Consider the following 22,593-nt stretch of genomic DNA (forward strand, 5'->3'; position numbering starts at 1 on the left):
TTCGGGCGACACCGCACCCAGCCTGTGGGAGTTTGATGGCGTACGCCCAGTTTGTCTGCACCAGAAGGGTGAGGGACTGTGAATGCGGCCGAGTGGGCGACACCCCGAAGTACTCACGGAACGTCACAAGTGGTCGAGGGCCTTAAGAACCCGTCCAGGTGCGGGCAGAAACGATCTGTCAGAACGGCCGGTTCGTCGGGGACACTGGAGAGTGGCTGGAAGGCCTCCGGGCCAGCCCCTATGATCGGCACACTTTCCTGCACGGACAGACATCGAGTGCACTGCGGGAGCGAGCGGTGAGCGGAACGTCCGAAGGGCCGACGCCCGCGGCAGACCTCGACCGGTCGGCCGTCACAGAGAGTGACATCAGTACGTCTCCTCGTACCGAGTCCCGCCACGACCCCACGCCGCACGCGTACCGGGCCGTCTTCGCCGCCGCGCCGCTCGCCATGGCCGTCGTGGACGGCGAGGGCCTGGTCACCCATGCCAACGACGCGTTCGGCGCGTTGCTCGGACCGGCCCCCGACGCGATCGCCGGCCGCCCGGCCGCCGACCTGGTGGACCTGGCCTCGGACGCGCGCACCTGGCACGCCTACCGCGAGGTGCTGCGCGGCCGGCAGGCGAAGCTGCGCTGCACCCGACGGCTGAAGCACCCCGACGGGCGCGTGGTCTGGGCGCAGGTCACGGTCACCCCGCTGGAGGGGCCGGAGCCCCGCGTGCTGATGTCGGTCACCGACATCAGCGCCCGGCGTGAACTCCAGGCCAGACTGCGGCACTTGCAGATGCACGACCCGGTGACCCGGCTGCCCAACCGCACCCTGTTCTTCGAACGCCTCTCGGCCGCGCTGGAGACGGAGTCGTACGAGCAGAGCGGGACCGGCCGGATCGGGCTGTGCTATCTCGACCTCGACGGCTTCAAGGCGGTCAACGACACCCTCGGCCACCGCGTCGGCGACCGGCTGCTCGCCGCCGTCGCCGACCGCCTGAACCTGGTCGCCGACGCGGCCGGGTTCGCGCGAACCGGCGCGCCCCTGGTCGCCCGGCTCGGCGGCGACGAATTCGCCCTGCTGGTCGAGGACTCGACGGGCACCGAGCAGCTGGCCGACCTGGCCGAGGCGGCCCTGGAGGCCATTCAGCGGCCCTTCGACCTGGCGGGTCAGCGGTTGTCGCTGTCGGCGTCGATCGGCGTCGTGGAGCGGCACGCGGCCGGGACGACGGCCACCGGGCTGATGCAGGCCGCCGACACCACGCTGTACTGGGCGAAGGCCGACGGAAAGGCCCGCTGGACTCTGTTCGACCCGGAGCGCAACGCCCACCTGATGACACGTCAGGCTCTGTCCTCGACGCTCCGTCCCGCCATCGACCGCGGGGAATTCGCCCTGGAGTACCAGCCGTTGGTCGGCATGGAGGACGGCCGGCTGCGTGGGGTCGAGGCGTTGGTGCGCTGGCATCACCCGCAGTTCGGCATGTTGACGCCGAATCGGTTCATCGGACTGGCCGAGGAGGACGGGGCGATCGTGCCGCTCGGCCGCTGGGCGCTGGCCACCGCCTGCCGCCAGGCCCGCCGCTGGCAGCTGGACCGCCCGGACGATCCGCCGATCTTCGTGAGCGTCAACGTGGCCGTCCGCCAGGTGTGGGACTCGGACCTGGTGACGGACGTGGCGCAGATCCTCGCGGAGACGGGTCTGGAACCCCGTCTGCTGCAACTGGAGCTGACCGAGTCCGCGGTGATGGGCTCGGCGGGCCGGCCGCTCCAGGCCCTCCAGGCGCTCAGCGACATGGGCGTGCGCATCGCCATCGACGACTTCGGCACCGGCTACTCGAACCTGGCCTACCTGAGCCGGCTTCCGGTGTCGGTACTCAAGCTGGACGGCTCGTTCGTGCGGGGATTCCAGTACGACGAACCCGGCGACCGGCCCAACCCGGCCGACGAGGTCGTCGTGGAGGCGATGATCCAGCTCGCCCACCGGCTGGGCCTGACCGTCACCGCCGAGTGCGTGGAGACGTCCGTCCAGGCGGACCGGCTGCGGCACATCGGCTGCGACACCGGCCAGGGCTGGCTGTACTCCCGGCCGGTGTCACCGGACCGCATCTCCGAGCTGCTGGGGGCGCGGGCCTACGCGGTCGGCAACTCGTAGGCGTCGGCGATCAGTTCGTACGAGCGCAACCGCAGCTCACCCCGGTGGGCGTGTGAGGTGAGCATCAACTCGTCGGCGCCGGTGCGCTTCTGCAGCGCGTCCAGGCCCAGACGGACCTCGTCGGCCGTGCCGTGCACGACGTTGGCGGCCCAGGACTGGAGGAACTCCTCCTCGTGCGCACCGAATTCATGCCCGGCCGCCTCGTCCGGATCGGGGAAGAGCCCCGGTCGGCCGGTGCGCAGCCGGAGCATGTTCAGCGCGGCGGCCCGCACCTGACGGCGGGCTTCCCCCTCCTCGTCCGTGGCGAGCGCCGAGACCCCGATGAGGGCGTAGGGCGCGTCCAGGACGCCGGACGGGCGGAAGGACTCGCGGTACAGGTCGAGCGCCGGGACGGTGTTCCGCGCCGAGAAGTGGTGGGCGAAGGCGAACGGCAGGCCGAGCAGACCGGCCAGCCGGGCGCTGAAGCCGGAGGAGCCGAGCAGCCAGACCGGCGGGCGGTGCGGCGACTGGACGCCGCCGGGAGTGGTCCCCTGCACCGGTCCGGGAATCGCGTGAATGCGCGCGTAGGGGTGGCCGTCCGGGAAGTCGTCGTCCAGGAACCGGGTCAGCTCGGCGAGCTGCTCCGGGAAGTCGTCCGCGCCCTCGTTCAATGTGTCCGTACGGCGCAGCGCGGCGGCGGTGGCCCCGTCGGTGCCCGGGGCGCGCCCCAGGCCCAGGTCGATCCTGCCCGGGGCCATGGCCTCCAGGGTGCCGAACTGCTCCGCGACGACCAGGGGCGCGTGGTTGGGCAGCATGACCCCGCCCGAGCCGAGCCTGATCCGCTCGGTGTGCGCGGCCAGGTGGGCCAGGATCACCGCGGGCGAGGACGACGCCACCCCGGGCATCGAGTGGTGCTCGGCGACCCAGTACCGGTGGAAACCGCGCCCCTCGGCGAACCGGGACAGCGCCACACTCGTCCGCAGCGCGTCGGTGGCGGTACTCCCCGCGCCGACGGTCACCAGGTCCAGTACGGAGAGGGGGACCGGGGCCGTGCCCCGCGTCGTTCCCCGGATCTCGTCTGCCGACACGGTGGGTGCCTCCTGCTTCTCGGCCGTACGGTGAACTGCCGACAGACAACAGGAGGCACTCTCCGCTTATTCCCGGCGGGCTTCCCGCACGGGCTCACCCCCGCAGCCCGGTCTCACCCCTGGCGCGGCAGCGAGGCGTGGCGTTCCAGGAACTCCGGGACGCCCGAGGCGCGCCGGTGCGGGAGCAGGACGCGGGCCGTGCCCGCGAGCATCGCCTGGATGCGGGACGACTGGACCTGGTCCAGCAGATCGAGGACCTTCATTCCGGCCGACGCCGCCTCGTCCGGCCGCCCGCCGCGCGCCAGGTCGTCGGCGAGTTCGGCGGTGTAGAGGGCGATGTTGCGGCTGAAGTGCGGATCCTGGAGCTGTGCGGCCCGCCGCGCGTGCCGGGCCGCGCGCCGCCAGTCGCCCAGGGTCGACCAGCACTGCGCCTCCAGCCCCTCCAGCTCGGCCTCCCCGTAGAAACTCATCCACTCGGGGTCGGCGTCCGAGACGCCCCGCTGGTGGAGGGCCAGCGCCCGGGCCAGCGCCTGTTCGCAGGCGGTGCGGTCGGCGAGGCCCGCCCAGCCGCCGGCCTCGCGCAGCGCGAGCAGGGACATCAGCCGCGCCGAGCCCAGCGAGCGCCCCACCCGCTGCGCGGCCTGCGCCGCCCGCACGGCCTCCCGGGGCCGGCCCGCGTCCCGGGCGAGGAACGCCGTATTGCAGAAGGCGTGGGCCTCCAGCGCGTCGTCCCCGGTCATCCGGGCGGTGGCGAGGGCCTCCGCGTAGTGCGAGCGGGCGTCGTCGAAACGCCCGGAGTCATGGGCCAGCCAGCCCACCGAGATGGCGAGCTCACCGGCGCCCGAGTGCAGCCGGTCGGCCGTCGCCTGCCTGGTCGCGCCCGCGTCCAGCAGCGCGTAGGCGGCGCGCAGCGGACCCGCGGCACGTCGGTAGAGCCCGTCCGCGCCGTGCCGGTCGTCGAGCAGCCGGATCTCGCGGACGGCTTCCTCGAGGGCCGCGGCCTGCGCGGACCCGGCGCGGCGGACCGGCCGGTCGGCGGCCGCGGCGTCGAAGGTGAGCCCGAAGGGGCCCAGAGCGGCGGCCACGGTGGCGCCACCCGTCATGAATGCGCGACGCAGCACGTCGCTCTCCTCGTGGTTCTCGTGCGTGTCGTACGGGTCCTGCGTGTCATACGGCTCATACGGCTCGTGGTCCCCGGACGTCTCACTCGCGTCGTACGCGGGACTCGTGAGGGCCATGGGGGCCACGGTCGGTCGAGCCACCTCCCCCGGTGGCCGTGGCCCGCGTCCGCGTACGGCGGAGCGGGGGGCGAAGCCGAGGTCGGCGAGCGTGCGGCCGGGATACATGTGCAGGAACACCCGTTCGTACGCGTAGTTCGGGCAGCGGATCTCACCCGCCTCGACCCGGCCGATGTAACGCGCGTCACAGCTGACCCGCTCGCCGATCTCGCGGGCGGCCCGCCGTACCAGCGCTGCGAACTCGGCGGGTGACCGCCGGCCGCGCAGTCGCCGGAAGGCGAGGTTCGGCCGTGGTGGCCGATCGGGCTGTGACGAGGTCACGGTTGACGACGTCATGGCCGGGTTCCTCTCGTGCGAACCGTCGAACCGTGCCGGACCCGGGTGAAAACGGGACAACCAGCCCGAGCGACTCCCGGCTTCCGGCGGCATGAAAGTACCTGGTGTATCCGACCCGCCACGCAGTGTTTGGCTACAAACCGGATATCTCATCCACGATCTGCCATGAACTGCCATCCTTTGCGGCTGACTTCCGGCGTTGCTGTTGACGCGGTTGGCGCGTTGAGACTCATGGACCGTAAAAGGGCAGTGTGTGGAGGCCGGGATGGCGACCAGCCAGAGCAACGATCCCTGTACGTACGACGACTCCTCCGTGCTGCCGGAGCCGGGATGTGATCTCGTGACGGTGCCGGCCCGGCAGGGGCTGGAGGCGGTCGACATCCTGCGGCGGGGAGCCGGGGACGCGGTGGGGCCGGTACTGCACGACGACGAGTGCGACACCCTCGGCTTCCTCGTGCCGCCCGGGACCGCCGCCGCGTGGGACGTCCCCGGGAGCACCTGCACCGAGACCAACGGCCGTGGCATGAGACTGGATCCGCAGCCGCCGGTGAAGGGCTCGGACTGGCTGCTGCCCCCCGGCGACGCCGACCTCGCGACGGACCCAGCCATGCTGCGCCGGGCCCTGGGCGAGGCTGCGCGGCTGATCGAGGCCGCGGACAGCCGCCGCTGACGCGGCTGCGTGTGGGCTCTGTGCGGCAGGGCCACCCGCCACCTGCGAAAATGGTGGAGTGGGGAAGTCGAGAAACCAGGAGCGGGAGCGAGCCGGAGGCCGGCGACGCGGGTCGGGCGGCGCACAGGCCGTCACGGAGACCGTCGACGGCGGACTCGCCCAACTGGTACCCGACCCCGACCGCAGCCGGGCCTGGACGCTGCTGATCGACGGCGCCCCGCAGTCCCATGTCGACCTGGACGACCCGTCGTACCTCTCCTTCGAGTACCAGCGGCGCCTCGGTCACGTCATCGACCTGGCCGCCCCACCCGGCAGGCCCGTACACGCCGTGCACCTCGGCGGCGGCGCGTTCACCCTCGCCCGGTACATCGCCGCCACCCGCCCCCGCTCCACCCAGCAGGTCGTCGAGCGGGACGCCGCCCTCGTCCAACTGGTACGCCGGGAACTCCCCTTGGATCAGAACGCGCGGATCCGGGTGCGGTCGGCGGACGCCCGCGAGGGCCTGGCCAAGGTGCCGGACGGCTGGGCCGACCTGATCGTCGCCGATGTGTTCAGCGGGGCCCGCACCCCCGCCCACCTCACCTCCACCGAGTTCCTGGACGAGGTCCGCCGGGCTCTCGGCCCGGCCGGCGTCTACGCCGCGAACATCGCCGACGGACCGCCGCTCGCCCATCTGCGCGGCCAGATCGCCACCGTGGCCGCCCGGTTCACCGAACTCGCGCTCATCGCCGACCCGGCCGTGCTGCGCGGCAAGCGGTTCGGCAACGCGATACTGGTCGCCTCCGACCGCCCGCTCCCGATCGCCGAACTGACCCGCCGGGCCGCCTCCGACCCGCACCCCGGCCGCCTCGAACACGCCCGCACCCTCACCGACTTCACCGGCGGTGCCGTACCCGTGACGGACGCGGCGGCGATCGCCTCTCCGGCTCCGCCGCCCTCGGTGTTCCGGTGAACACCGCGCCGGACGCCGTCAGTAGGTGTTGACGGTCACGTGCGGCGGCCCGTCGTGCCAGGTGCAGAACACCGTGACCCGGTCCGTGCTCCGGGCGAAATCCACCCGGATCCACGACTCCGTCTTCCACACCTGCATCGACCAGCCGGTGCCGGGTGTCGCGGAGACGAGCGTCGCGCTGGTCCGGCCCAGCTCGAAGACCGCCCGGCCGCCGTCGGTGTCGTAACTCCTGACCTGGCCCTGACTCCGGCCCTGGTCCTGGCTCTCACTCTGATTCCGGCTCCGGTTCTGGCCGGAGGCGGCCGGGGCCGGGGCGCGCGACGCAGTGCGGGACGCCGACGGTTCACCGGACGGGCCGCGCGAGGCGGCCGGGGGCCCGGACACGGCCGGATCCGACGGCTTCGGACTCCGGGCCGGCGCGTCGTCCGCCGTGATGGGCAGTGCGCGCGGCGGGTCGTAGGCCGTCCCCGCCATCACCGTGTGGACACCCCACCACGACAGTGTGACCGCCGCGCCGGTGGCGAGCGACCAAGCGAGTACGTGTGCGAGTCCTCTGAGCATCGTGAGCCATACTGCCCCACCCGTCACGGGAGTCGCAGCCGCCCGGAGTTATCCACAGGCGGTTGTCCACAGGGCCGCACCGGCGTCGGCCCGATGGCGTACGGTGCGGCGCATGGCAAGTGTGCTCGTGGTCGAGGACGACCAGTTCGTACGCTCGGCGCTCATCCGGCATCTGACCGACGCCGCGCACACCGTGCGCAGCGTCGGCACCGCGCTGGAGGCGCTGCGCGAGGTCGCCCATGTCCGCTTCGACGTGGTCGTCCTGGATCTGGGCCTGCCCGATCTGGACGGCTCCGAGGCGCTGAAGATGCTGCGCGGCATCACCGACGTGCCGGTCATCATCGCCACCGCCCGCGACGACGAGAGCGAGATCGTCCGGCTGCTGAACGCAGGGGCGGACGACTATCTCATCAAGCCGTTCTCCGTGGCACACCTTTCGGCCCGTATCGCCGCCGTGCTGCGCCGCACCCGAGCGGTCGCCGCCGACGGCCCGCCGTCCACCGCCGTCCGGGTCGGCGGCCTGACCGTCGACCCGCTGCGCAGGCAGGCCGAACTGGACGGCGTACGGCTCGACCTCACCCGCCGCGAGTTCGACCTGCTCGCCTTCCTGGCCGGCCGCCCCGGTGTCGTCGTGCCGCGCAGGGAACTCCTCGCCGAGGTCTGGCAGCAGGCCTACGGCGACGACCAGACCATCGACGTCCATCTGTCCTGGCTGCGCCGCAAACTGGGCGAGACGGCGGCCCGGCCGCGCTATCTGCACACCCTGCGCGGTGTCGGCGTGAAGCTGGAGCCGCCCGGAGAAGCGGAGCCCCTGCCATGAGATGGGCACTGGTCAAGGTCTGCCTGGCGGTCACCACGATGGTCGTGGTCGCCTTCGCCGTACCGCTCGGGCTCGTCATCAAGGAGATGGCCCGGGACCGCGCCTTCTCCAACGCCGAGCGGGAGGCCGCGGCCGTCGCCCCGGCACTGTCCATCACCACCGACCGGGACAAGCTGGAGCGGGTCGTCGCCTCGGCGGGCGCGGACTCCGGGATGGCCGTGCACCTGCCGGCCGTGGACACCGCGCAGGCCGTCGACATCGGCAGACAGCGCGCCGCCGACCGGGACATCACCACCGTGCGCCGGCTGGGCCGCGCCTCCACCGCCGGGGTGCCCGGCGGCTCCGCACTACTCCAGCCGGTCGCGCTGAGCTCCGGCGCGATCGCCGTGGTCGAGGTGTACGTCCCCGAGTCCGCCGTCAGCAACGGCGTCGGCACCGCCTGGGCCGTCCTCGCCGCCGTCGGCGCCACGCTGACCGTCGGCTCCGTCGCGGTCGCCGACCGGCTGGGCGTCCGCATGGTGCGGCCCGCGCGGCGGCTGGTCGAGGGCGCGCGGGAACTGGGGGAGGGGAGACTCGGCGCCAGGGTGCCCGAGCAGGGGCCGGACGAACTGCGGCTGGCGGCGGTCGCGTTCAACTCCATGGCCGACCAGGTCGTCCAACTCCTCGCCAACGAGCGGGAACTGGCGGCGGACCTGTCGCACCGGCTGCGCACCCCGCTCACCGTGCTCCGGCTGAACGCGGCCTCGCTCGGTGACGGCACCGCCGCCGAGCAGACCAGATCCGCCGTCGCCCAGCTGGAACGCGAGGTCGACACCATCATCCGCACGGCCCGGGAGGCCAAGCCGCAGACGGCCGTGGCCGGGCCCGGCGCTGGATGCGACGCGGCCGAGGTGGTGCGGGAGCGGATGGGGTTCTGGTCCGCGCTCGCCGAGGACGAGGGCCGCGAGTGGCGGCTCGCCGGGGCCGAGCGGCCGGTGCGCCTGCCCGTGGCCCGGACCGACCTGGCCGCCGCGCTCGACGCGCTGCTCGGCAACGTCTTCCGGCACACCGCCGAGGGCACGGCCTTCGCGGTGGACGTGCACCACGCGGACGACGCGGTGATCGTGCTGGTCTCGGACGCGGGCCCCGGCATACCCGACCCCGAGTCGGCCATGGCCCGCGGCCGGGGCTCGGGCCACGACGGCTCCACCGGCCTCGGCCTAGACATCGTGCGCCGGCTCGCCGAGTCCACCGGCGGCGACGTGCTGATCGGCCCGTCCGTCCTCGGTGGCACCGAGGTCCGGATCCGGATCCAGCTGGACGGGCGCGCCCCGGTGCGGCGCGGGCACCGGGGCGCCGTGCGGCGGCGCCGGACCGCCCGGCTGGTCGCCGCCCTGACCGGCGGCGCCCGGCCCGGGCCGCGTTCCCTGCCGTGAGGCACGTGAGCACGTGAGCCGGCGCGGACCCCGCGTGCCGTACGGCCGTTGCCGTCAGGGAGTGTGCGGCGACGGGAGCGAACCGGTGCGGGCCGCTCGCGCGTACCAGCGGGCGCTCGACTTCGGGATCCTGGCCAGGGTCGGGTAGTCGACGTACACCATGCCGAACCGCTTGCCGTAGCCGTAGGACCATTCGAAGTTGTCCAGCAGGGACCACAGGAAGTAGCCGCGCACGTCCGCGCCCTCGCCGATCGCGCGGCGGACCTCGGACAGATGGGCGTGCAGATAGGCGATGCGTTCGGGGTCGTGCACACGGCCGTCCGGGCCGGGCCGGTCGTCGTAGGCCGCGCCGTTCTCGGTGACGTACAGCGGCAGCCCGGGCGCCTCCCTCGTGTACCGCATGAGCAGTTCGTGCAGCCCCGTCGGGTCGACGGGCCAGCCCATCTCGGTGCGTTCGCCCGGCGTCCGGTGGAAGGCGACGCCGTCCGCGCCGGGCCAGGGAGAGTGCGCGCTCACGCCGTGTCCGTCCGCCCGGGGGCCCGGACGGCCCGGCCCGGCGGCCGAGACCAGCGCCGGGGTGTAGTAGTTCAGGCCCAGCGCGTCCAGCGGCTGGTTGGCCGTGCGCAGGTCGCCGTCGTGCACGTACGACCAGTCGGTGAGCGGGGCCGTGGCGTCGAACAGGGTCCCCGGGTAGGCGCCGTGCAGCATCGGGCCGTGGAAGACACCGTTGGACAGGTCGTCGATGGTGCGGGCGGCCGCGAGGTCCGCCGGGTCCCGGGTGAGCGGACGCACCACCGCCGAGTTGAGGCTGATCGCCACCGAGTTGCGGGCCGGCATCGCCGAGCGCAGCGCCGAAGTGCCGAGCCCATGTGCCAGGTTGAGGTGATGGGCGGCTCGGAGCGCGGCCACCGGATCGGTACGGCCGGGGGCGTGCACACCGGAGCCGTAGCCGAGGAAGGCGCTGCACCAGGGCTCGTTGAGGGTGATCCACTGCTCCACCCGGTCGCCGAGCGCCTCGCCGACGAGCCGTGCGTACTCGGCGAAGCGGTGCGCGGTGTCCCGCTCCGGCCAGCCTCCCGCCTCCTCCAACTCCTGCGGCAGGTCCCAGTGGTAGAGGGTGAGTGCCGGGCGGATTCCGTGGGCGAGCAGCTCGTCCACCAGACGCCGGTAGAAGTCGAGGCCGGCCTGGACCGCCGGGCCCCGGCCGGTCGGTTGCACCCGGGGCCAGGAAACCGAGAACCGGTAGGCGTTGAGGCCGAGTTCGGCCATCAGTGCCACGTCGTCGCGGTAGCGGTGGTAGTGGTCGACGGCGATGTCACCGGTCTCGCCGCCGGCCGTCCTGCCGGGCGTATGACTGAAGGTGTCCCAGATGGAGGGGGTGCGGCCGCCCTCCCGGACGGCCCCCTCGATCTGGTAGGCGGAGGTGGCGGCGCCCCACAGGAACGCGGGCGGGAAGGTCACAGGGGCCCCGGGGCCCGCGGTGGAAACGGAGGGGACGGGCTCGGACATGGAAGCGCTCCCATGAGAGGTCGTATGGGGTCGGCGGGTGTGCGCGGGGCGGGAGGGAGTCAGCCCTTGATCGCGCCCTGCATGATTCCGCCGACGATCTGCCTGCCGAACAGAAGGAAGGCGACGAGCAGCGGCAGGGTGCCGAGCAGCGCGCCCGCCATGATGACCGCCTGGTCCGGGACATAGCCGGTGCCCAGCGAGTTGAGCGCGACCTGAACGGTCGGGTTCTGCTGGTTCAGGGCGATGATCGGCCACAGGAAGTCGTTCCAGGCGAACACGAACGTCAGCAGCCCGAGTACAGCCATCGCGGGCCGTGCCGCGGGGAAGACGACGTGCCAGACGATCCGGAGACTGCTCGCCCCGTCCACCCGGGCCGCCTCGATCAGTTCCGAGGGCAGCGCCCGTACCAGGTACTGCCGCATGAAGAAGGTGCCGAACGCGGTCACCAGACTCGGCAGGACGACCGTCTGCAACTGGTTCGACCAGCCGAGGTCCGCCATCCACAGGTACAGCGGTACGACGGCGAGCTGCGGCGGGATCATCATGGTGCCGATGGTCAGCAGCAGCAGTACGCCCGAGAACCGGAACCGCAGTTTGGCGAAGGCGAACCCGGCGAGCGTGGCGAAGAGCACCGTACTGACCGTGATGGTGCCCGCGACCAGCGTGGAGTTGAACATCGCGGTGCCGAGTCCGGCCTGCTCCCAGGCGGCCCGCAGGTTCCTGGGCAGGTTGCCGCCGAACCACAACGGCGGCGGGGTCTGGGCCAGTCGGCGGTCGGTGCGGGAGGCGGCCACGGCCGTCCACACCAGCGGGGCGACGGAGGCGAGCGCGAACACCGTCAGCACGGCGTAGGTGACCGGCCCCGCGTGCAGCTGCCGCCCCGCGCCCAGCACCAGGCGCCGCTTCGCCTTCTCTGTCTTCTTCGCCTTCTTCGTCTGCTTCGTCTTCGCGGAGGCCAGGGGCAGTTCACCGGTCGTCGTCATGGAGACTTCCTCGGGCGTCGGGTGAACAGCAGACTGATTCCGGCGACGACCAGCAGGATCAGGAACATCGACCAGGCGATCGCGGACGCCTTGCCGAGATTGCCGATGATCCAGCCCTGGTCGTACATGTACAGACCGAGCGTCTGGTACTGGTGCTCGGAGCCGCCCTTGGAGCCGCTGACCCCGCCGAACAGCAGCGGCTCACCGAAGAGCTGGGTCGCCCCGATGGTGGAGACGACCACCGTGAACAGGATCGTCGGCCGCAGTTGTGGAACGGTGACGTGCCGGAACTGCTGCCAGCGGTTCGCGCCGTCGATCGCCGCCGACTCGTACAGATCGGCCGGGATCGCCTGCATGGCCGCGAGGTAGATCAGCGCGTTGTAGCCGGTCCACCGCCAGATCACGATCGACGACACGGCGAACCGGGAACCCCAGTCCGACTCGCGCCAGTTGACCGGGTCCACCCCCACGAAGTGCAGCAGCCAGTTGACCATGCCGCCGTCCCAGGAGTAGAGCAGTGTGAACACCAGCGTCGCCGCCGCGACCGAGGTGGCGTACGGGGTGAGCATCACGACCCGCCACACGGTCGGCCGCCGCAGCCTGTAGTTGAGCAGGTGCGCCAGCCAGAGCGCGGCCAGCAGTTGCGGCACGGTGGAGATCAGCCCGATGCTGAAGGTGTTCGCGAGGGCGTTCCAGAAGAAGTCCGAGGACAGCAGATTCCGGTAGTTGTCCAGGCCCGCCCAGCTCTGCCGGTCCAGCGAGGACAGCTGGACGTGGTGCAGCGAGTACCAGGCCGTGTACAGCAGCGGGACCAGGGAGAAGGCCCCGAAGAGGACGAAGAAGGGGGCGACGAAGGCGTACGGCGACGCCTTCGTGTCCCAGCGGTACAGCCGGGCGCGCCAGTTGCCGGCGCGGGCCCGCGGCGCGGACCGCGCGAGAGCCTGCGTCGGTCCGCTCACTGGCCCAGCACGTCCTTGATCTCCGCGGTGGCCGCGCTCCAGCCCTGAGCGGGGCTCTTGCCCCTCTGCTCCACCTGGAGGATGCCGATGTCGGTGATCGCGGTGTTGATCGGCTGGTCCTTGACGCCGAAGTACTGCGTCGGGATCGCCTTCGCCGAGTCGGAGAAGATCTGCGTGATCGGCGCCCCGGAGAAGTACGCGGTGGTGTCGGCGGCCGGCTTGAGGCCCGGGTACGCGGACGGGGTCGACGGGAAGCTGGCCTGCTTGGCGAAGACCTTCGCCTGCTGTTCGGGCGCGGTGAGCCACTTCGCCAGGGCGACGGCCTCCTTGCGGTGCTTGCCCGCCGTCGGTACGCCGAGGAAGGAGCCGCCCCAGTTGGCGCCCGTCGGCGCCTCGGCCACGTCCCAGTTGCCCTTGCCGGAGTCACCGGACTTCTGCTCGATGTAGCCGATCATCCAGGCCGGGCAGGCCACCGTGGCGAAGGTGCCGTTCGCGAAGCCCTGGTCCCAGGGCTTGTCGAACTGCTTCAGTTTCGCGGACATGTCGCTTCGCGCCACGGACATCGCCACGTTCCAGGCGGACTTGACGCCCGGGGAGCTGTCCCAGACGACGTTGCCGTCCTTGTCGTAGTACCGCTGGTCCGCGCCGTTGATCGCGGCGTTGTAGACGGAGGCGGCGGAGTCCACGAACCTGGTGCCCTTGGGCGCCTTCCGCATGTACTCCTTGCCCAGGTCGACGTACTTGGCCCAGTCGCCCTTCCACCGCTCGGCGAGCTTGGTGCGGTCGGTCTCCAGACCGGCCTTGGCGAACAGGTCCCGGCGGTAGCAGATGGCCATCGGGCCGATGTCCGTGCCCAGTGCGATCGTCCTGCCGTCCTTGGTGGTGGCCTGGGCCAGCTTCCAGTCCAGCCACTGGCTCGTGTCGGCCTCCTTGCCGAGGTCCACGAACTTGTCGGCCTGCGTCTGCACGGCCTCGGTGATGTTGCCGACCTCGATGGCCTGGAGGTCGTCCGTGCCGGAACCGGCCTGGAGGCGGGTGAGGACCTTCGGCCAGTAGACGTCGGTCCGGGTGGTGACGTTCTCCTTGATGCGGATGTCCGGGTGGAGCTTCATGTACTCGTCGTAGAGACCGGCCTGCTGGTAGCCGAAGACACCGAAGGTTCCGACGGTCAGCGTGGTCCTTCCCTTGCCGTCGTTGCCGCCGCCGTTCGAGCCGGGCGAGCCGTCGTCCGAGTCGTCGGCACATCCGGCCAGCACTCCCGAAGCCAGTGCGGCGACGGCCGCGAGGGCGACCCATCCGCGGGACCGGCGGGTACTCGTGCGCATTGCGTCCTCCTGTTGCCTGACGGGGTGGTGAATGTGCGGGACGTGTAGGTGTCAGGTACTGTGGGAGCGCTCCCATGAGTGATGGGTTGAAGAGTCGTCGGTTCCGGCGGGGGTGTCAAGGGAGCGGACGCGGCCAACCGTGCCCAGTTGTCCGCCCTGTTAGATTCCAGGCCGGTGTGAACGGCCGGTGCGGGCGCGGCCGAGGGAGGCGGGGCCCATGGCAACTCACGGAACGCGGGGACGCGGCGGCGGCAGGCCCACCCTCGAACAGGTCGCGGCCCGGGCCGGTGTGGGCCGCGGCACGGTCTCCCGGGTGATCAACGGCTCACCCCGGGTCAGTGAGGAGACCCGCGCGGCCGTCGAGGCGGCGGTGGCGGAACTCGGCTATGTCCCGAACACCGCGGCCCGCGCCCTGGCCGCCAACCGCACGGACTCCATCGCCCTGGTGGTGCCCGAGCCGGAGACCCGGTTCTTCGCCGAGCCGTACTTCTCCGACATGCTGCGCGGGGTCGGCGCCGGGCTGGCGGACACCGAGATGCAGCTGCTGCTGACCTTCGCGGGCAGTGACCGGGAGCGCCGCAGGCTCGCACAGTATCTGGCCGCGCACCGGGTGGACGGCGTCCTGCTGGTCTCGGTCCACGCGGACGACCCGTTGCCCGACCTGCTGGCCCAGCTGGAGATCCCGGCGGTGATCAGCGGCCCGCGCTCGGCGGCGGAGACACTGACATCGGTCGACTCCGACAACTACGGCGGCGGCCGCTCGGCCGTGGAACACCTGCTGGCCCGCGGCCGCCACCGCATCGCCCACATCACCGGCCGACCGGACGTGTACGGCGCGCAGCGGCGCGTCGACGGCTACCGGGACGCCCTGCGCGACGCGGGCCACGACGGCGACGAACTACTCATCGAGCCCGGCGACTTCACCGAGGAGGGCGGCAGGCGGGCGATGGCCGCACTGCTCGACCGCAGCCCCGGTCTGGACGCGGTGTTCGCGGGTTCGGACGTGATGGCGTCCGGGGCCCGCCAGGTACTGCGCGGGGCGGGCCGCCGCATCCCCGACGACGTCGCCCTGGTCGGCTACGACGACTCGGCCATCGCCCGCCACATGGATCCACCGCTCACCAGCGTCCGCCAGCCCATCGAGGAGATGGGCCGCACGATGCTGCACCTGCTCCTGACGGAGATCGCCGACCGCCGCCCGGCCGCCACGCGGAGACTGGAGCGCCGGCATGTGGTGCTGCCGACGGAACTGGTGGCGCGGGCGTCGTCCTGACCGCCGACACATGGACGCGCTTGTCGTTCAGCGTCACCCGGCCGACGGTCGGCGCCTGATGGCGCCGGAGCGTGGTGCGCCGCGCGTGATCAGGCGCCGGACGGGATACCTCTGCACGGGGGCGGAGGCACACGGGACGGGGCATATGTACGTCGGGCCGGCCATACCGGTCCCGGACTCCATGACGACCTCCCTGGGCTCGCCCTCGATCGGCCGGTCGCAGCGGGCGCAGATCATCGGCGGGCCTCGGCCGTCAGCCGGACCAGATCCAGCCCGGTCTCACACTGGGCGTAGTCACCGACACACTCCTCGCAGCCGGGGCTGTGCAGTCGGAGGGCCTCCATCGCGTACTTCGCGGCGCAGCGGCGGCATGCGCGGGGGTACCACTGCCGGGCCTCACCGAGCCGGTACACGGTCCGCGCTCCCAGGTCCATGGCCGTGGCGGGGCTGAGCGCGATGCCGTCCCACACGCAGGTGATGCCGCGAACCTGCTGCTCCGACAGGCCGACAGCGAAAGGGACTGGTAGGAGGGCAAGCGCTGCGGCGCTCGCGGGTGCGGTCTCGCTGGACATGGGCCAGGCCTCCACTGTCATGGTGATCCGTCTCACGCTCATGACCGTAGAAGCGAAGCAGGGCCGGAACGCTCACAGATCTGTGAGCGTCGCGGGCATCGCTACAAACCGACCCAGGCCGCCATGTGATTCAGCGTGTCCGGCGTCCTGCGTGCCAGGTGTACAAGACTGCGGATCGTCTCCCGCGCGCCCGGGTGGTATCGAGTCTGCTCGGGTGCCACACGCCGGGCCTGCACGAGATGGTCCAGCGCTGCGTTCGTATGCCCTGTCTCCATCTCGGTTCGAGCTCGTTCGATGAGATGGTGGGCCCGTCGCGATGTCGCGACCGAGGCGGGCAACCGGATCCTGCGGGCCTGCGTCAACGCGTTGTCGTACTGGCCCATCTCCATCGCGGCCGACATGCGGTGCATTGCCACGTTCGTCGGGCTGAACGACAACCAGTGCACGTCAGACGCGTCCCCGATCCGCTTCGCGATCTTCCGGGCCTCGCCGATGTGTTCCACAACAGAGGCCACGTCTGACGCGCGCGCAGCGATGACGGACCCGCCGAGATGCAACTGCCCGGCGACCGCGAGCGCTTCACGACCCACGTCGGCCTGGCCGACGATGCCGTGCCCCGATGTGATGAGCCGCTGCCCGATCGTGTACTCGCCTTCTCGGAAGTACACCAGAGCGCGCATGTACTGGCGGACCGCACCCAGACACGGGTCCGAGGCACGCTCTGCGGCCCACGCCATCCGGTCCAGGGCCACCGTGGCCAAGTCGTAGTAGCCGAGTTTCACGGTGACGTCGTGAGCCGTCCGATAGGTGGAGCCGAGCGCCTGCCACAGCTCGGTCGACGGCGTTGCCCAGGCATGATGAGTGAGCTCGGCAATCACGCCCGGCAGAGCACGGGCCGCATTGCGCAGGTGAGTAGCCCGAACCTCGGCACACAGCCGGTCCGCCTCGACGACGAGTGCAGCCGACGAGCGTGCGTGAAGACATGGGTCCGCGCCAAGGTCGTACAGGTCAAGGGCCTCGCGGACAGGACGCACCAGCTCGGCCAGCCGGTCGCGTTGGAGTTCCGTGACGTAGGGCTGGCCTGTGAGAGTAGTGACGTCGATCTTCAGCGCGCGCGCCACGGCAGCCACGAAGTCCGGGGTGGCGGGCCTGGCCCCGCACTCCACCTGGTTCAACAGGCTGTACGAGTAGGGGATGCGGTCGGCAAGACTGCGTTGGGTGAGCCCGGAGAGTCTCCGTTGCTCGCGAATGCGAGCGCCCGTGTGGTCTTCGTCCAGTGAGGGCACAGCGGCCTCCGCTCTGATCAGCCACTTGGAACGGTACCCGCGGGTCCGTGCGTCTGCCCCCGAATCCGTATGGAGCGGCGGCGATTGCGTGTGATCCACTACCTCGCATGACGACCCTGTACCTGTTCGGTTCCGCCGCGCCGCCCGTCTTCGACGTCGGCGCCGTCATTCGGGATGCTCAAGGGCGAGGCTTCGATGTCTGTCTCGGGCTGACCCCCACCGCGAACCGATGGCTCGGCGATCAACTTCCGGCGCTTGAGGAACTGACCGGGCACCCCGTCCGCTCGGAGTACAAGTTGCCGCGTGATCCGGACGTGTGGCCGAAGGCCGACGTGATCGCGGTCGCGCCTGCCACCTTCAACACGGTCAACGCGTGGGCACAGGGAATCACGCGGGACTTCGTGGTCGGTGTCGTGGCCGAGGGGATCGGAAAGGGGATCCCGATGGTGACGATGCCCTGCGTGAACGCCGCCTACGTGCAGCATCTCCAGTTCGAGCGGAGCGTTGCCGATCTGAGGGCAATGGGTGTGAACGTGCTGTACGGCGAGGGCGGGTTCGTGCCCAACCAACCAGGTCAGGGGAAGCCGGAGGAGTATCCGTGGCAGCTGGTACTGGATGCGGTCGAACGGGCATCTGGCGGAAGCTCGACAAGCTTGTCCTGAGCGTGCAACGGTAGGGGCCGAAACGGTGGATCCGCGTCCCCCCACCTCACCGGCCTGTGGTCCCGTGCGGTCCGGTGCGGCTGCGAAAGTGGATATTCGCGGGCCCTGGGCGTCGACCACCCGCAGCTTGCCTGGTGTGGCAGGGACACTAATGCTTTGACGTCGTCGCCGTCGCCAGTCGATATTCCGTGTGAGGGCCGAACCGCCTCGCGGTAGAACCCGACATGTGACCGCCTTCTACTGCGCCAGGTGCGCGATCGCTCTCACCGGGGACCTGGTGGCTCTGCCCGCTGTCCCAGAAGTCGGCGACCCGGACGACGGCCGGGACAAGAACACCGGACGAGCCCGCTCCACCATCGCACGCGGGCACTACGCCATCGACCCCGACCCGTGGGGAGCGCCCTTCGTGTCGGCCGAGGTACTCGGCAAGCTCCCTCGCCGCACGGGCCGCGAGCTGCTGCGGGTTGGGACCCGGGACACCGTCTCCGCGGGTCGGCGCGACAGCGTCGTCGTCCACCCGGACGACGTCATGCCCCGCCTGGTTTCCTTCACGCGAGGGGACAACTGGACGGGGTGCTGCGGTCCCACCGGCGCATACGGACCCAACCTGGCCTGCGCCTGCGGCTCGCGCCTGGCCACCTGGGCCGCCGACTGCCTGGGCCCCAATGAACTCCATCTCGACCCCGTCCGCGTCTACGCCTGGCACCAGAGCGGAGCTTCCGACAACGCCTTGTAACGGTGAGCGACGTCGGCCGTCTCGGGGCCCGCTCGTGGCCGCTGACGGCCGGCAGCTTCTGAGCCGCGCCAACCCGAACCAGGGCAGACCGAAGCCCCACCTCAGCCCGGGGATTCATCACGCCGCCTTCGTGATCACCGCTTTTTCGCCGCCAGTACTGCCATCCACCTCGGGCACGTTTCCACGGCTGCGGCCGACGGCGATCACGCCACCGCCGCAGCGATGCTCGCCTCCGTGCCGAAAACGAATCAGCCGGTGACCTCGTCGTTCTGACGACCGGGTCACCGGCTGATTACTCGGGGTGAGTGACGGGACTCGAACCCGCGGCATCCTGGACCACAACCAGGTGCTCTACCAACTGAGCTACACCCACCATGCCCGGCGGCGATTTTTGGTTTCTCCGACCGGCCGAGAAAAAGTGTACAGGGTCCGAAGGGGTGCTCGCGCACGGCTTTCGCGGCGCCCCTTCCCCGGGCCCCCGAGCGGGTCAGGTCGCGGGCAGGACGTGCTTGCCGGCGATCGACTTCGCGGTCTCCGAGTCCGGTCCGGGCTGCGGTACGAAGATGGCCTCCCGGTAGTACCGCAGCTCCGCGATGGACTCGCGGATGTCGGCGAGGGCGCGGTGGTTGCCGTTCTTCGGGGGGCTGTTGAAGTAGGCGCGCGGGTACCAGCGGCGGGCCAGCTCCTTGATGCTGGACACGTCGACGATCCGGTAGTGGAGGTAGTCCTCCAGCGTGGACATGTCCCGCAGCAGGAAGCCGCGGTCCGTGCCGACGGAGTTGCCGCACAGCGGAGCCTTGCCCGGATCCTTGACGTGCTCGCGTACGTAGGCCAGGACACGCTCCTCGGCCTCGGCCAGCGTCGTACCGCCGGCCAGTTCGTCGAGCAGGCCGGAGGCGGTGTGCATCTCGCGCACCACGTCCGGCATGGTCTCCAGGGCCTCGGCGGGCGGGCGGATCACGATGTCCACCCCTTCGCCGAGTACGTTCAGTTCGGAGTCGGTGACCAGCGCGGCCACCTCGATGAGCGCGTCGTCGGACAGCGAGAGACCTGTCATCTCGCAGTCGATCCACACCATGCGATCGTTCATGTGTCCAACCCTAAGCCGCGCCGCCCCGTACCGGACCGACTCTGCGGTGACCTTGTCGGGTCGGGTGAGGGGCGGATGCTGGCCACCACACGCGTGTGGGCCACCACACGCGCCGTGGTGACGGCACGGTGGTGGCCCACACGCGCTCCGAGCTGTTCCGCCCCGCCCGGTCAGCTGCCGGTGCGTGGCCCCGGGAGGCTGGGCCGGGAAGCCGCGTACGGCTCGCGGGCGTGGTCGGCCGACAGGCCCAGCGCGGCTGTGCGCCTGGTCTGCAGCGGTACCGGGTTCTCCGGGTGCAGCAGGGGGGGCGGCCCGAGCGGTCCGGGCGGCAGTGCCGGGATCGGACCACCCGGAGCCATCACGGACTCCGGGTCGATCGGCCGCTCACTCTGCGGCCGCCGCGCGCGGTACGCGGCACGGTACGCGGCCGGGGACGAGCCGAGCTGACGGCGGAAGTGGCCGCGCAGCGCCACCGGTGAGCGGAAGCCGCAGCGGCCCGCGACCTCGTCCACCGAGTAGTCCGACGTCTCCAGCAGCCGCTGCGCCTGGAGCACCCGCTGGGTGATCAGCCACTGCAACGGGGCACTGCCGGTCAGCGAGCGGAAACGGCGGTCGAACGTGCGGCGGCTCATGTACGCGCGCGCCGCGAGCGTCTCCACGTCGAACTGCTCGTGCAGGTGTTCCAGCGCCCAGGCGACGACCTCCGCGAGCGGGTCGGCGCCGATCTCCTCTGGTAAAGACCTGTCGAGGTAGCGCTCCTGACCGCCGCTCCGGCGCGGCGGGACCACCAGCCGACGGGCCAGCGCGCCGGCCGCCTCGTTGCCGTGGTCCGTCCGCACGATGTGCAGACACAGGTCGATTCCGGCCGCGGTGCCCGCCGACGTCAGTACGTCACCGTCGTCGACGAACAGCTCACGCGGGTCGACATGCACCGACGGATAGCGCTTGGCCAGCGTCGGCGCGTACATCCAGTGCGTGGTGGCCGGACGGCCGTCCAGCAGTCCCGCGGCGGCCAGCACGAACGCGCCCGTGCACAGCCCCACGATGCGGGCCCCCTCCTCGTGCGCCCGGCGCAGCGCGTCGAGCGCGTCCTCCGGTGGCGGGGAGGTGATCGAGCGCCAGGCGGGCACGACGACGGTGCCCGCCCGCGAGATCGCCTCCAGGCCGTGCGGCGCGGTGAGTTCCAGGCCCCCTGTGGTCCGCAGGGGGCCTTCCTCGCCGCCGCAGACCAGCAGTCTGTAGCGAGGCACTCCGGCGTCCTGGCGGTCGATGCCGAACACCGAGAGTGGTATGGAACTCTCGAAAATGGGGCCGCCGCTGAACAGCAGCACCGCGACGATCTCCTTGCGGCGTCGCCCGGACAGCTTCCGGACCGCGGTCTCCGGTGCGGCAGTGGAGTCGTGGCTCATACTGCTAAGCCCCCCTCGGTGGTCGCGGCTCCTCGGTTGTGTCGCTCCTGCACGTTTCCCCTTGGTCCTGCACGAGTCCCCCGCCGTAAAGAAAGTCAAGATCGAATCTACTGGGTCCCGCGGAGTGGCGGTGACCCGGATCGACACGCCGAACATTGTCGACATGACAACTTGGCGTGAAGCATTCGATCACGAAGCGTTGCACTCGTGGGCCGTGCAGGGAAGTGCGCCTTGTCGCGGTGGCCAAACCGCGTAGGGTGCGCAGGGTCCCCGAGACCCTTTCCGTGCAGGTGGAACGGGGGTTGGGGGGTGGTGGGGGCAAGTCTTGCCACCGGCCGAGAAGTTGGCTGAAAAGGTTCGTTGCCGTGCGCGGAAACCGGTCAGTCGACCGGTCTAGCCCGCCCGGCGGTTCCGGGTGTGACGTCCGCCTCTTCGCGACGCGCAGCGCTCGGAGCGGCGCAGCAGGACCCGGCAGGCACCGGTGACGGCCGCGAGACCGACCGCGGTTCCGGCGGCGCCGGCGAGCGAGGTGCCGTACCAAAGGAGTACCACCGGCACCAGGACGCAGCTGAATGCGGCCCAGCGGACCAGCTCGCCGACGGGGTCCGGGGTGCGGCGCGGCTCGGGGGTGGGGGGCGGTCCGGACATGTCGCTCTCCCTGTGACTGGCGGCTCACCGGTATCAACGCGGGTTCGACCCCGCCGGTCACTGTGCGCACTCATATGTCCCCCTTGGTGCTCTTGATCGAATTCGGGGTGAACCGCCTGTACGGGGCAGCAACCATTGCGTTACGGGCGCGGCTCGTGCATGCTCCGGTGAACCCCTACCGGGTTTCGACCGATCCCCTACGGAGCGTGTGCGGACTCTGGGCCAAGCAGGCGTGCCGCCGTACTCTTGGGGGTATGGGGTTGGGAAGATGTTTCCCGGACAGGGCTTTGCCGCACACTGTCGTCGCACCCACGAGGATCTAGACGCCGAGACACTCATGGCCGGTCACGAATTCTTCGAACCCGCGGACCGCCAGCGGCCCGTCGCCGACTCCACGGCGGCCGAGCCCCTGGCGGCGGAAGAGCTGCGCCAGTCCTGCGATCCCGCCTTCAAGCACGGCGTGGTCGTCGGCTTCGACGGCTCCACGTCGAGCGAGCGGGCGCTCGCCTACGCGATCGGCATGGCCCACCGCTCCCGCTCGGGTCTGATCATCGTCCATGTCGCGAACCGGCTGCCCACCACCGTGTGGGCGGGGTGCGAGCCGCCCGTCTTCGTGGACGTGCCGGACCACCGCACCGAGGTGCTGGGGCTGGAACTCGCCTGCGCGGAGTATCTGTCCGAGGTGCCCTGGATCCTGGTCGAGCGCGGCGGGGACATCTGTCACGAACTCGAAGAGGTCGGACGGGAGTACGAGGCGGACGCGATCGTCGTCGGGTCCACGCACGGCATCGTCGGCCGTATCTTCGGGTCCGTCGCCGGGCGGCTCGCCAAGCGGGCCAGGCGGCCCGTCGTGGTCATCCCCTAGCGGTCGTTCCCCAGCACCTCACGCATCGTCAGTTCCCTGTGCGTCCCTGTGCTTTCCTCATGCTTTCTTCTTGAACCTA

Annotated in this window: 21 protein-coding genes and 1 tRNA gene; 9 read left to right on the forward strand and 13 right to left on the reverse strand. The window is 71.1% G+C overall.

The genetic code is table 11. The features are described 5' to 3' along the window. The first annotated feature begins 296 nt into the window (after positions 1-296). Entirely contained in the window at positions 297-2,138 is a 1,842-nt protein-coding gene (locus ACIPK3_RS00880) for a putative bifunctional diguanylate cyclase/phosphodiesterase (protein ID WP_402565371.1), read from the forward strand. Here ACIPK3_RS00880 and ACIPK3_RS00885 read toward each other — a convergent pair. Both ACIPK3_RS00885 and ACIPK3_RS00890 read right to left on the reverse strand, forming a co-directional pair. Further along, positions 2,117-3,205, reverse strand: coding sequence for an LLM class flavin-dependent oxidoreductase (locus ACIPK3_RS00885; RefSeq protein WP_402565373.1), 1,089 nt, complete (start codon positions 3,203-3,205; stop codon positions 2,117-2,119). The two genes, ACIPK3_RS00880 and ACIPK3_RS00885, sit on opposite strands and share 22 nt — an antisense overlap. 113 nt (positions 3,206-3,318) lie before the next feature. Next, the gene (locus ACIPK3_RS00890; protein ID WP_402565375.1) at positions 3,319-4,779 is read right to left on the reverse strand and encodes a hypothetical protein; all 1,461 of its coding nucleotides are present in this window, start codon (positions 4,777-4,779) and stop codon (positions 3,319-3,321) included. 265 nt (positions 4,780-5,044) lie between these two features. On the opposite strand from ACIPK3_RS00890, the gene ACIPK3_RS00895 reads away from it, so the two are divergent. Both ACIPK3_RS00895 and ACIPK3_RS00900 read left to right on the forward strand, forming a co-directional pair. Continuing rightward, complete coding sequence (locus tag ACIPK3_RS00895) at positions 5,045-5,449, forward strand: hypothetical protein (protein ID WP_402565376.1); 405 nt, start codon at positions 5,045-5,047, stop codon at positions 5,447-5,449. 58 nt (positions 5,450-5,507) lie between these two features. Then, positions 5,508-6,401, forward strand: a complete 894-nt coding sequence (locus tag ACIPK3_RS00900; protein WP_402565377.1) for a spermidine synthase — start codon at positions 5,508-5,510, stop codon at positions 6,399-6,401. 18 nt (positions 6,402-6,419) lie between these two features. Here ACIPK3_RS00900 and ACIPK3_RS00905 read toward each other — a convergent pair whose 3' ends face one another. After that, positions 6,420-6,962 (reverse strand): hypothetical protein, encoded by a 543-nt coding sequence (locus tag ACIPK3_RS00905; protein WP_402565379.1) that lies wholly within the window; start codon positions 6,960-6,962, stop codon positions 6,420-6,422. A 112-nt stretch (positions 6,963-7,074) separates the two neighbouring features. Here ACIPK3_RS00905 and ACIPK3_RS00910 point away from each other — a divergent pair, with 112 nt between their 5' ends. Both ACIPK3_RS00910 and ACIPK3_RS00915 read left to right on the forward strand, forming a co-directional pair. Next, positions 7,075-7,782, forward strand: coding sequence for a response regulator transcription factor (locus ACIPK3_RS00910; protein WP_402565381.1), 708 nt, complete (start codon positions 7,075-7,077; stop codon positions 7,780-7,782). Further along, positions 7,779-9,197, forward strand: coding sequence for a sensor histidine kinase (locus tag ACIPK3_RS00915; protein WP_402565383.1), 1,419 nt, complete (start codon positions 7,779-7,781; stop codon positions 9,195-9,197). Before ACIPK3_RS00910 ends, ACIPK3_RS00915 begins: the two co-directional genes overlap by 4 nt. A 54-nt stretch (positions 9,198-9,251) precedes the next feature. Here ACIPK3_RS00915 and ACIPK3_RS00920 read toward each other — a convergent pair whose 3' ends face one another. Genes ACIPK3_RS00920 through ACIPK3_RS00935 form a run of 4 tightly spaced genes read right to left on the reverse strand, consistent with a single transcriptional unit; the run spans position 9,252 to position 13,973 of the window. After that, positions 9,252-10,706 carry a GH1 family beta-glucosidase gene (locus tag ACIPK3_RS00920; RefSeq protein ID WP_402565385.1) on the reverse strand — a complete coding sequence of 485 codons (1,455 nt, stop codon included), beginning with the start codon at positions 10,704-10,706 and terminating at the stop codon, positions 9,252-9,254. A gap of 59 nt (positions 10,707-10,765) precedes the next feature. Continuing rightward, on the reverse strand, positions 10,766-11,689 hold the full coding sequence (locus ACIPK3_RS00925; protein ID WP_402565387.1) for a carbohydrate ABC transporter permease: 924 nt from the start codon (positions 11,687-11,689) through the stop codon (positions 10,766-10,768). Next, the gene (locus tag ACIPK3_RS00930) at positions 11,686-12,648 is read right to left on the reverse strand and encodes a carbohydrate ABC transporter permease (protein WP_402565389.1); all 963 of its coding nucleotides are present in this window, start codon (positions 12,646-12,648) and stop codon (positions 11,686-11,688) included. Before ACIPK3_RS00930 ends, ACIPK3_RS00925 begins: the two co-directional genes overlap by 4 nt. Next, the gene (locus tag ACIPK3_RS00935) at positions 12,645-13,973 is read right to left on the reverse strand and encodes an ABC transporter substrate-binding protein (RefSeq protein WP_402565391.1); all 1,329 of its coding nucleotides are present in this window, start codon (positions 13,971-13,973) and stop codon (positions 12,645-12,647) included. The genes ACIPK3_RS00930 and ACIPK3_RS00935 overlap by 4 nt, the downstream gene beginning before the upstream one ends. 217 nt (positions 13,974-14,190) lie before the next feature. Here ACIPK3_RS00935 and ACIPK3_RS00940 point away from each other — a divergent pair, with 217 nt between their 5' ends. Beyond that, positions 14,191-15,246 (forward strand): LacI family DNA-binding transcriptional regulator, encoded by a 1,056-nt coding sequence (locus ACIPK3_RS00940; RefSeq protein WP_402565393.1) that lies wholly within the window; start codon positions 14,191-14,193, stop codon positions 15,244-15,246. Between the two features lie 233 nt (positions 15,247-15,479). Here ACIPK3_RS00940 and ACIPK3_RS00945 read toward each other — a convergent pair whose 3' ends face one another. Next, complete coding sequence (locus ACIPK3_RS00945) at positions 15,480-15,854, reverse strand: hypothetical protein (protein ID WP_402565395.1); 375 nt, start codon at positions 15,852-15,854, stop codon at positions 15,480-15,482. Between the two features lie 65 nt (positions 15,855-15,919). Continuing rightward, positions 15,920-17,104: a helix-turn-helix domain-containing protein gene (locus ACIPK3_RS00950; protein WP_402565397.1), complete on the reverse strand. Its 1,185-nt coding sequence runs from the start codon at positions 17,102-17,104 to the stop codon at positions 15,920-15,922. Positions 17,105-17,211: 107 nt separating this feature from the next. Between ACIPK3_RS00950 and ACIPK3_RS00955 the strand changes: the two genes are divergently transcribed. Together ACIPK3_RS00955 and ACIPK3_RS00960 are read left to right on the forward strand one after the other, a co-directional pair. Then, on the forward strand, positions 17,212-17,766 hold the full coding sequence (locus tag ACIPK3_RS00955) for a flavoprotein (RefSeq protein ID WP_402565399.1): 555 nt from the start codon (positions 17,212-17,214) through the stop codon (positions 17,764-17,766). Positions 17,767-17,992: 226 nt separating this feature from the next. Continuing rightward, on the forward strand, positions 17,993-18,502 hold the full coding sequence (locus ACIPK3_RS00960) for a hypothetical protein (RefSeq protein WP_402565401.1): 510 nt from the start codon (positions 17,993-17,995) through the stop codon (positions 18,500-18,502). A 300-nt stretch (positions 18,503-18,802) separates the two neighbouring features. Here ACIPK3_RS00960 and ACIPK3_RS00965 read toward each other — a convergent pair. The 4 genes from ACIPK3_RS00965 to ACIPK3_RS00980 form a co-directional block, all read right to left on the reverse strand. Continuing rightward, positions 18,803-18,875, reverse strand: a tRNA-His gene (locus ACIPK3_RS00965). 114 nt (positions 18,876-18,989) lie between these two features. After that, complete coding sequence (gene orn, locus ACIPK3_RS00970) at positions 18,990-19,592, reverse strand: oligoribonuclease (RefSeq protein ID WP_402565403.1); 603 nt, start codon at positions 19,590-19,592, stop codon at positions 18,990-18,992. Positions 19,593-19,762: 170 nt separating this feature from the next. Beyond that, on the reverse strand, positions 19,763-21,001 hold the full coding sequence (locus tag ACIPK3_RS00975) for a helix-turn-helix domain-containing protein (protein ID WP_402565405.1): 1,239 nt from the start codon (positions 20,999-21,001) through the stop codon (positions 19,763-19,765). Positions 21,002-21,394: 393 nt separating this feature from the next. Next, positions 21,395-21,649: a hypothetical protein gene (locus ACIPK3_RS00980; protein ID WP_402565407.1), complete on the reverse strand. Its 255-nt coding sequence runs from the start codon at positions 21,647-21,649 to the stop codon at positions 21,395-21,397. Between the two features lie 337 nt (positions 21,650-21,986). Here ACIPK3_RS00980 and ACIPK3_RS00985 point away from each other — a divergent pair, with 337 nt between their 5' ends. Further along, the gene (locus tag ACIPK3_RS00985) at positions 21,987-22,514 is read left to right on the forward strand and encodes a universal stress protein (RefSeq protein ID WP_402565409.1); all 528 of its coding nucleotides are present in this window, start codon (positions 21,987-21,989) and stop codon (positions 22,512-22,514) included. Positions 22,515-22,593 lie beyond the last annotated feature (79 nt).

The organism is Streptomyces sp. NPDC086787 (genome assembly GCF_044745865.1).
Lineage (GTDB): Bacteria > Actinomycetota > Actinomycetes > Streptomycetales > Streptomycetaceae > Streptomyces.

Coding starts and splice junctions, on each gene's coding strand:
- ACIPK3_RS00980 (WP_402565407.1), bottom strand. CDS start 21,649: ATGTCCGGACCGCCCCCCACCCCCGAGCCGCGCCGCACCCCGGACCCC.
- ACIPK3_RS00985 (WP_402565409.1), top strand. CDS start 21,987: ATGGCCGGTCACGAATTCTTCGAACCCGCGGACCGCCAGCGGCCCGTC.
- ACIPK3_RS00940 (WP_402565393.1), top strand. CDS start 14,191: ATGGCAACTCACGGAACGCGGGGACGCGGCGGCGGCAGGCCCACCCTC.
- orn (WP_402565403.1), bottom strand. CDS start 19,592: ATGAACGATCGCATGGTGTGGATCGACTGCGAGATGACAGGTCTCTCG.
- ACIPK3_RS00955 (WP_402565399.1), top strand. CDS start 17,212: ATGACGACCCTGTACCTGTTCGGTTCCGCCGCGCCGCCCGTCTTCGAC.
- ACIPK3_RS00975 (WP_402565405.1), bottom strand. CDS start 21,001: ATGAGCCACGACTCCACTGCCGCACCGGAGACCGCGGTCCGGAAGCTG.
- ACIPK3_RS00925 (WP_402565387.1), bottom strand. CDS start 11,689: ATGACGACGACCGGTGAACTGCCCCTGGCCTCCGCGAAGACGAAGCAG.
- ACIPK3_RS00905 (WP_402565379.1), bottom strand. CDS start 6,962: ATGCTCAGAGGACTCGCACACGTACTCGCTTGGTCGCTCGCCACCGGC.
- ACIPK3_RS00935 (WP_402565391.1), bottom strand. CDS start 13,973: ATGCGCACGAGTACCCGCCGGTCCCGCGGATGGGTCGCCCTCGCGGCC.
- ACIPK3_RS00895 (WP_402565376.1), top strand. CDS start 5,045: ATGGCGACCAGCCAGAGCAACGATCCCTGTACGTACGACGACTCCTCC.
- ACIPK3_RS00915 (WP_402565383.1), top strand. CDS start 7,779: ATGAGATGGGCACTGGTCAAGGTCTGCCTGGCGGTCACCACGATGGTC.
- ACIPK3_RS00910 (WP_402565381.1), top strand. CDS start 7,075: ATGGCAAGTGTGCTCGTGGTCGAGGACGACCAGTTCGTACGCTCGGCG.
- ACIPK3_RS00890 (WP_402565375.1), bottom strand. CDS start 4,779: ATGACGTCGTCAACCGTGACCTCGTCACAGCCCGATCGGCCACCACGG.
- ACIPK3_RS00920 (WP_402565385.1), bottom strand. CDS start 10,706: ATGTCCGAGCCCGTCCCCTCCGTTTCCACCGCGGGCCCCGGGGCCCCT.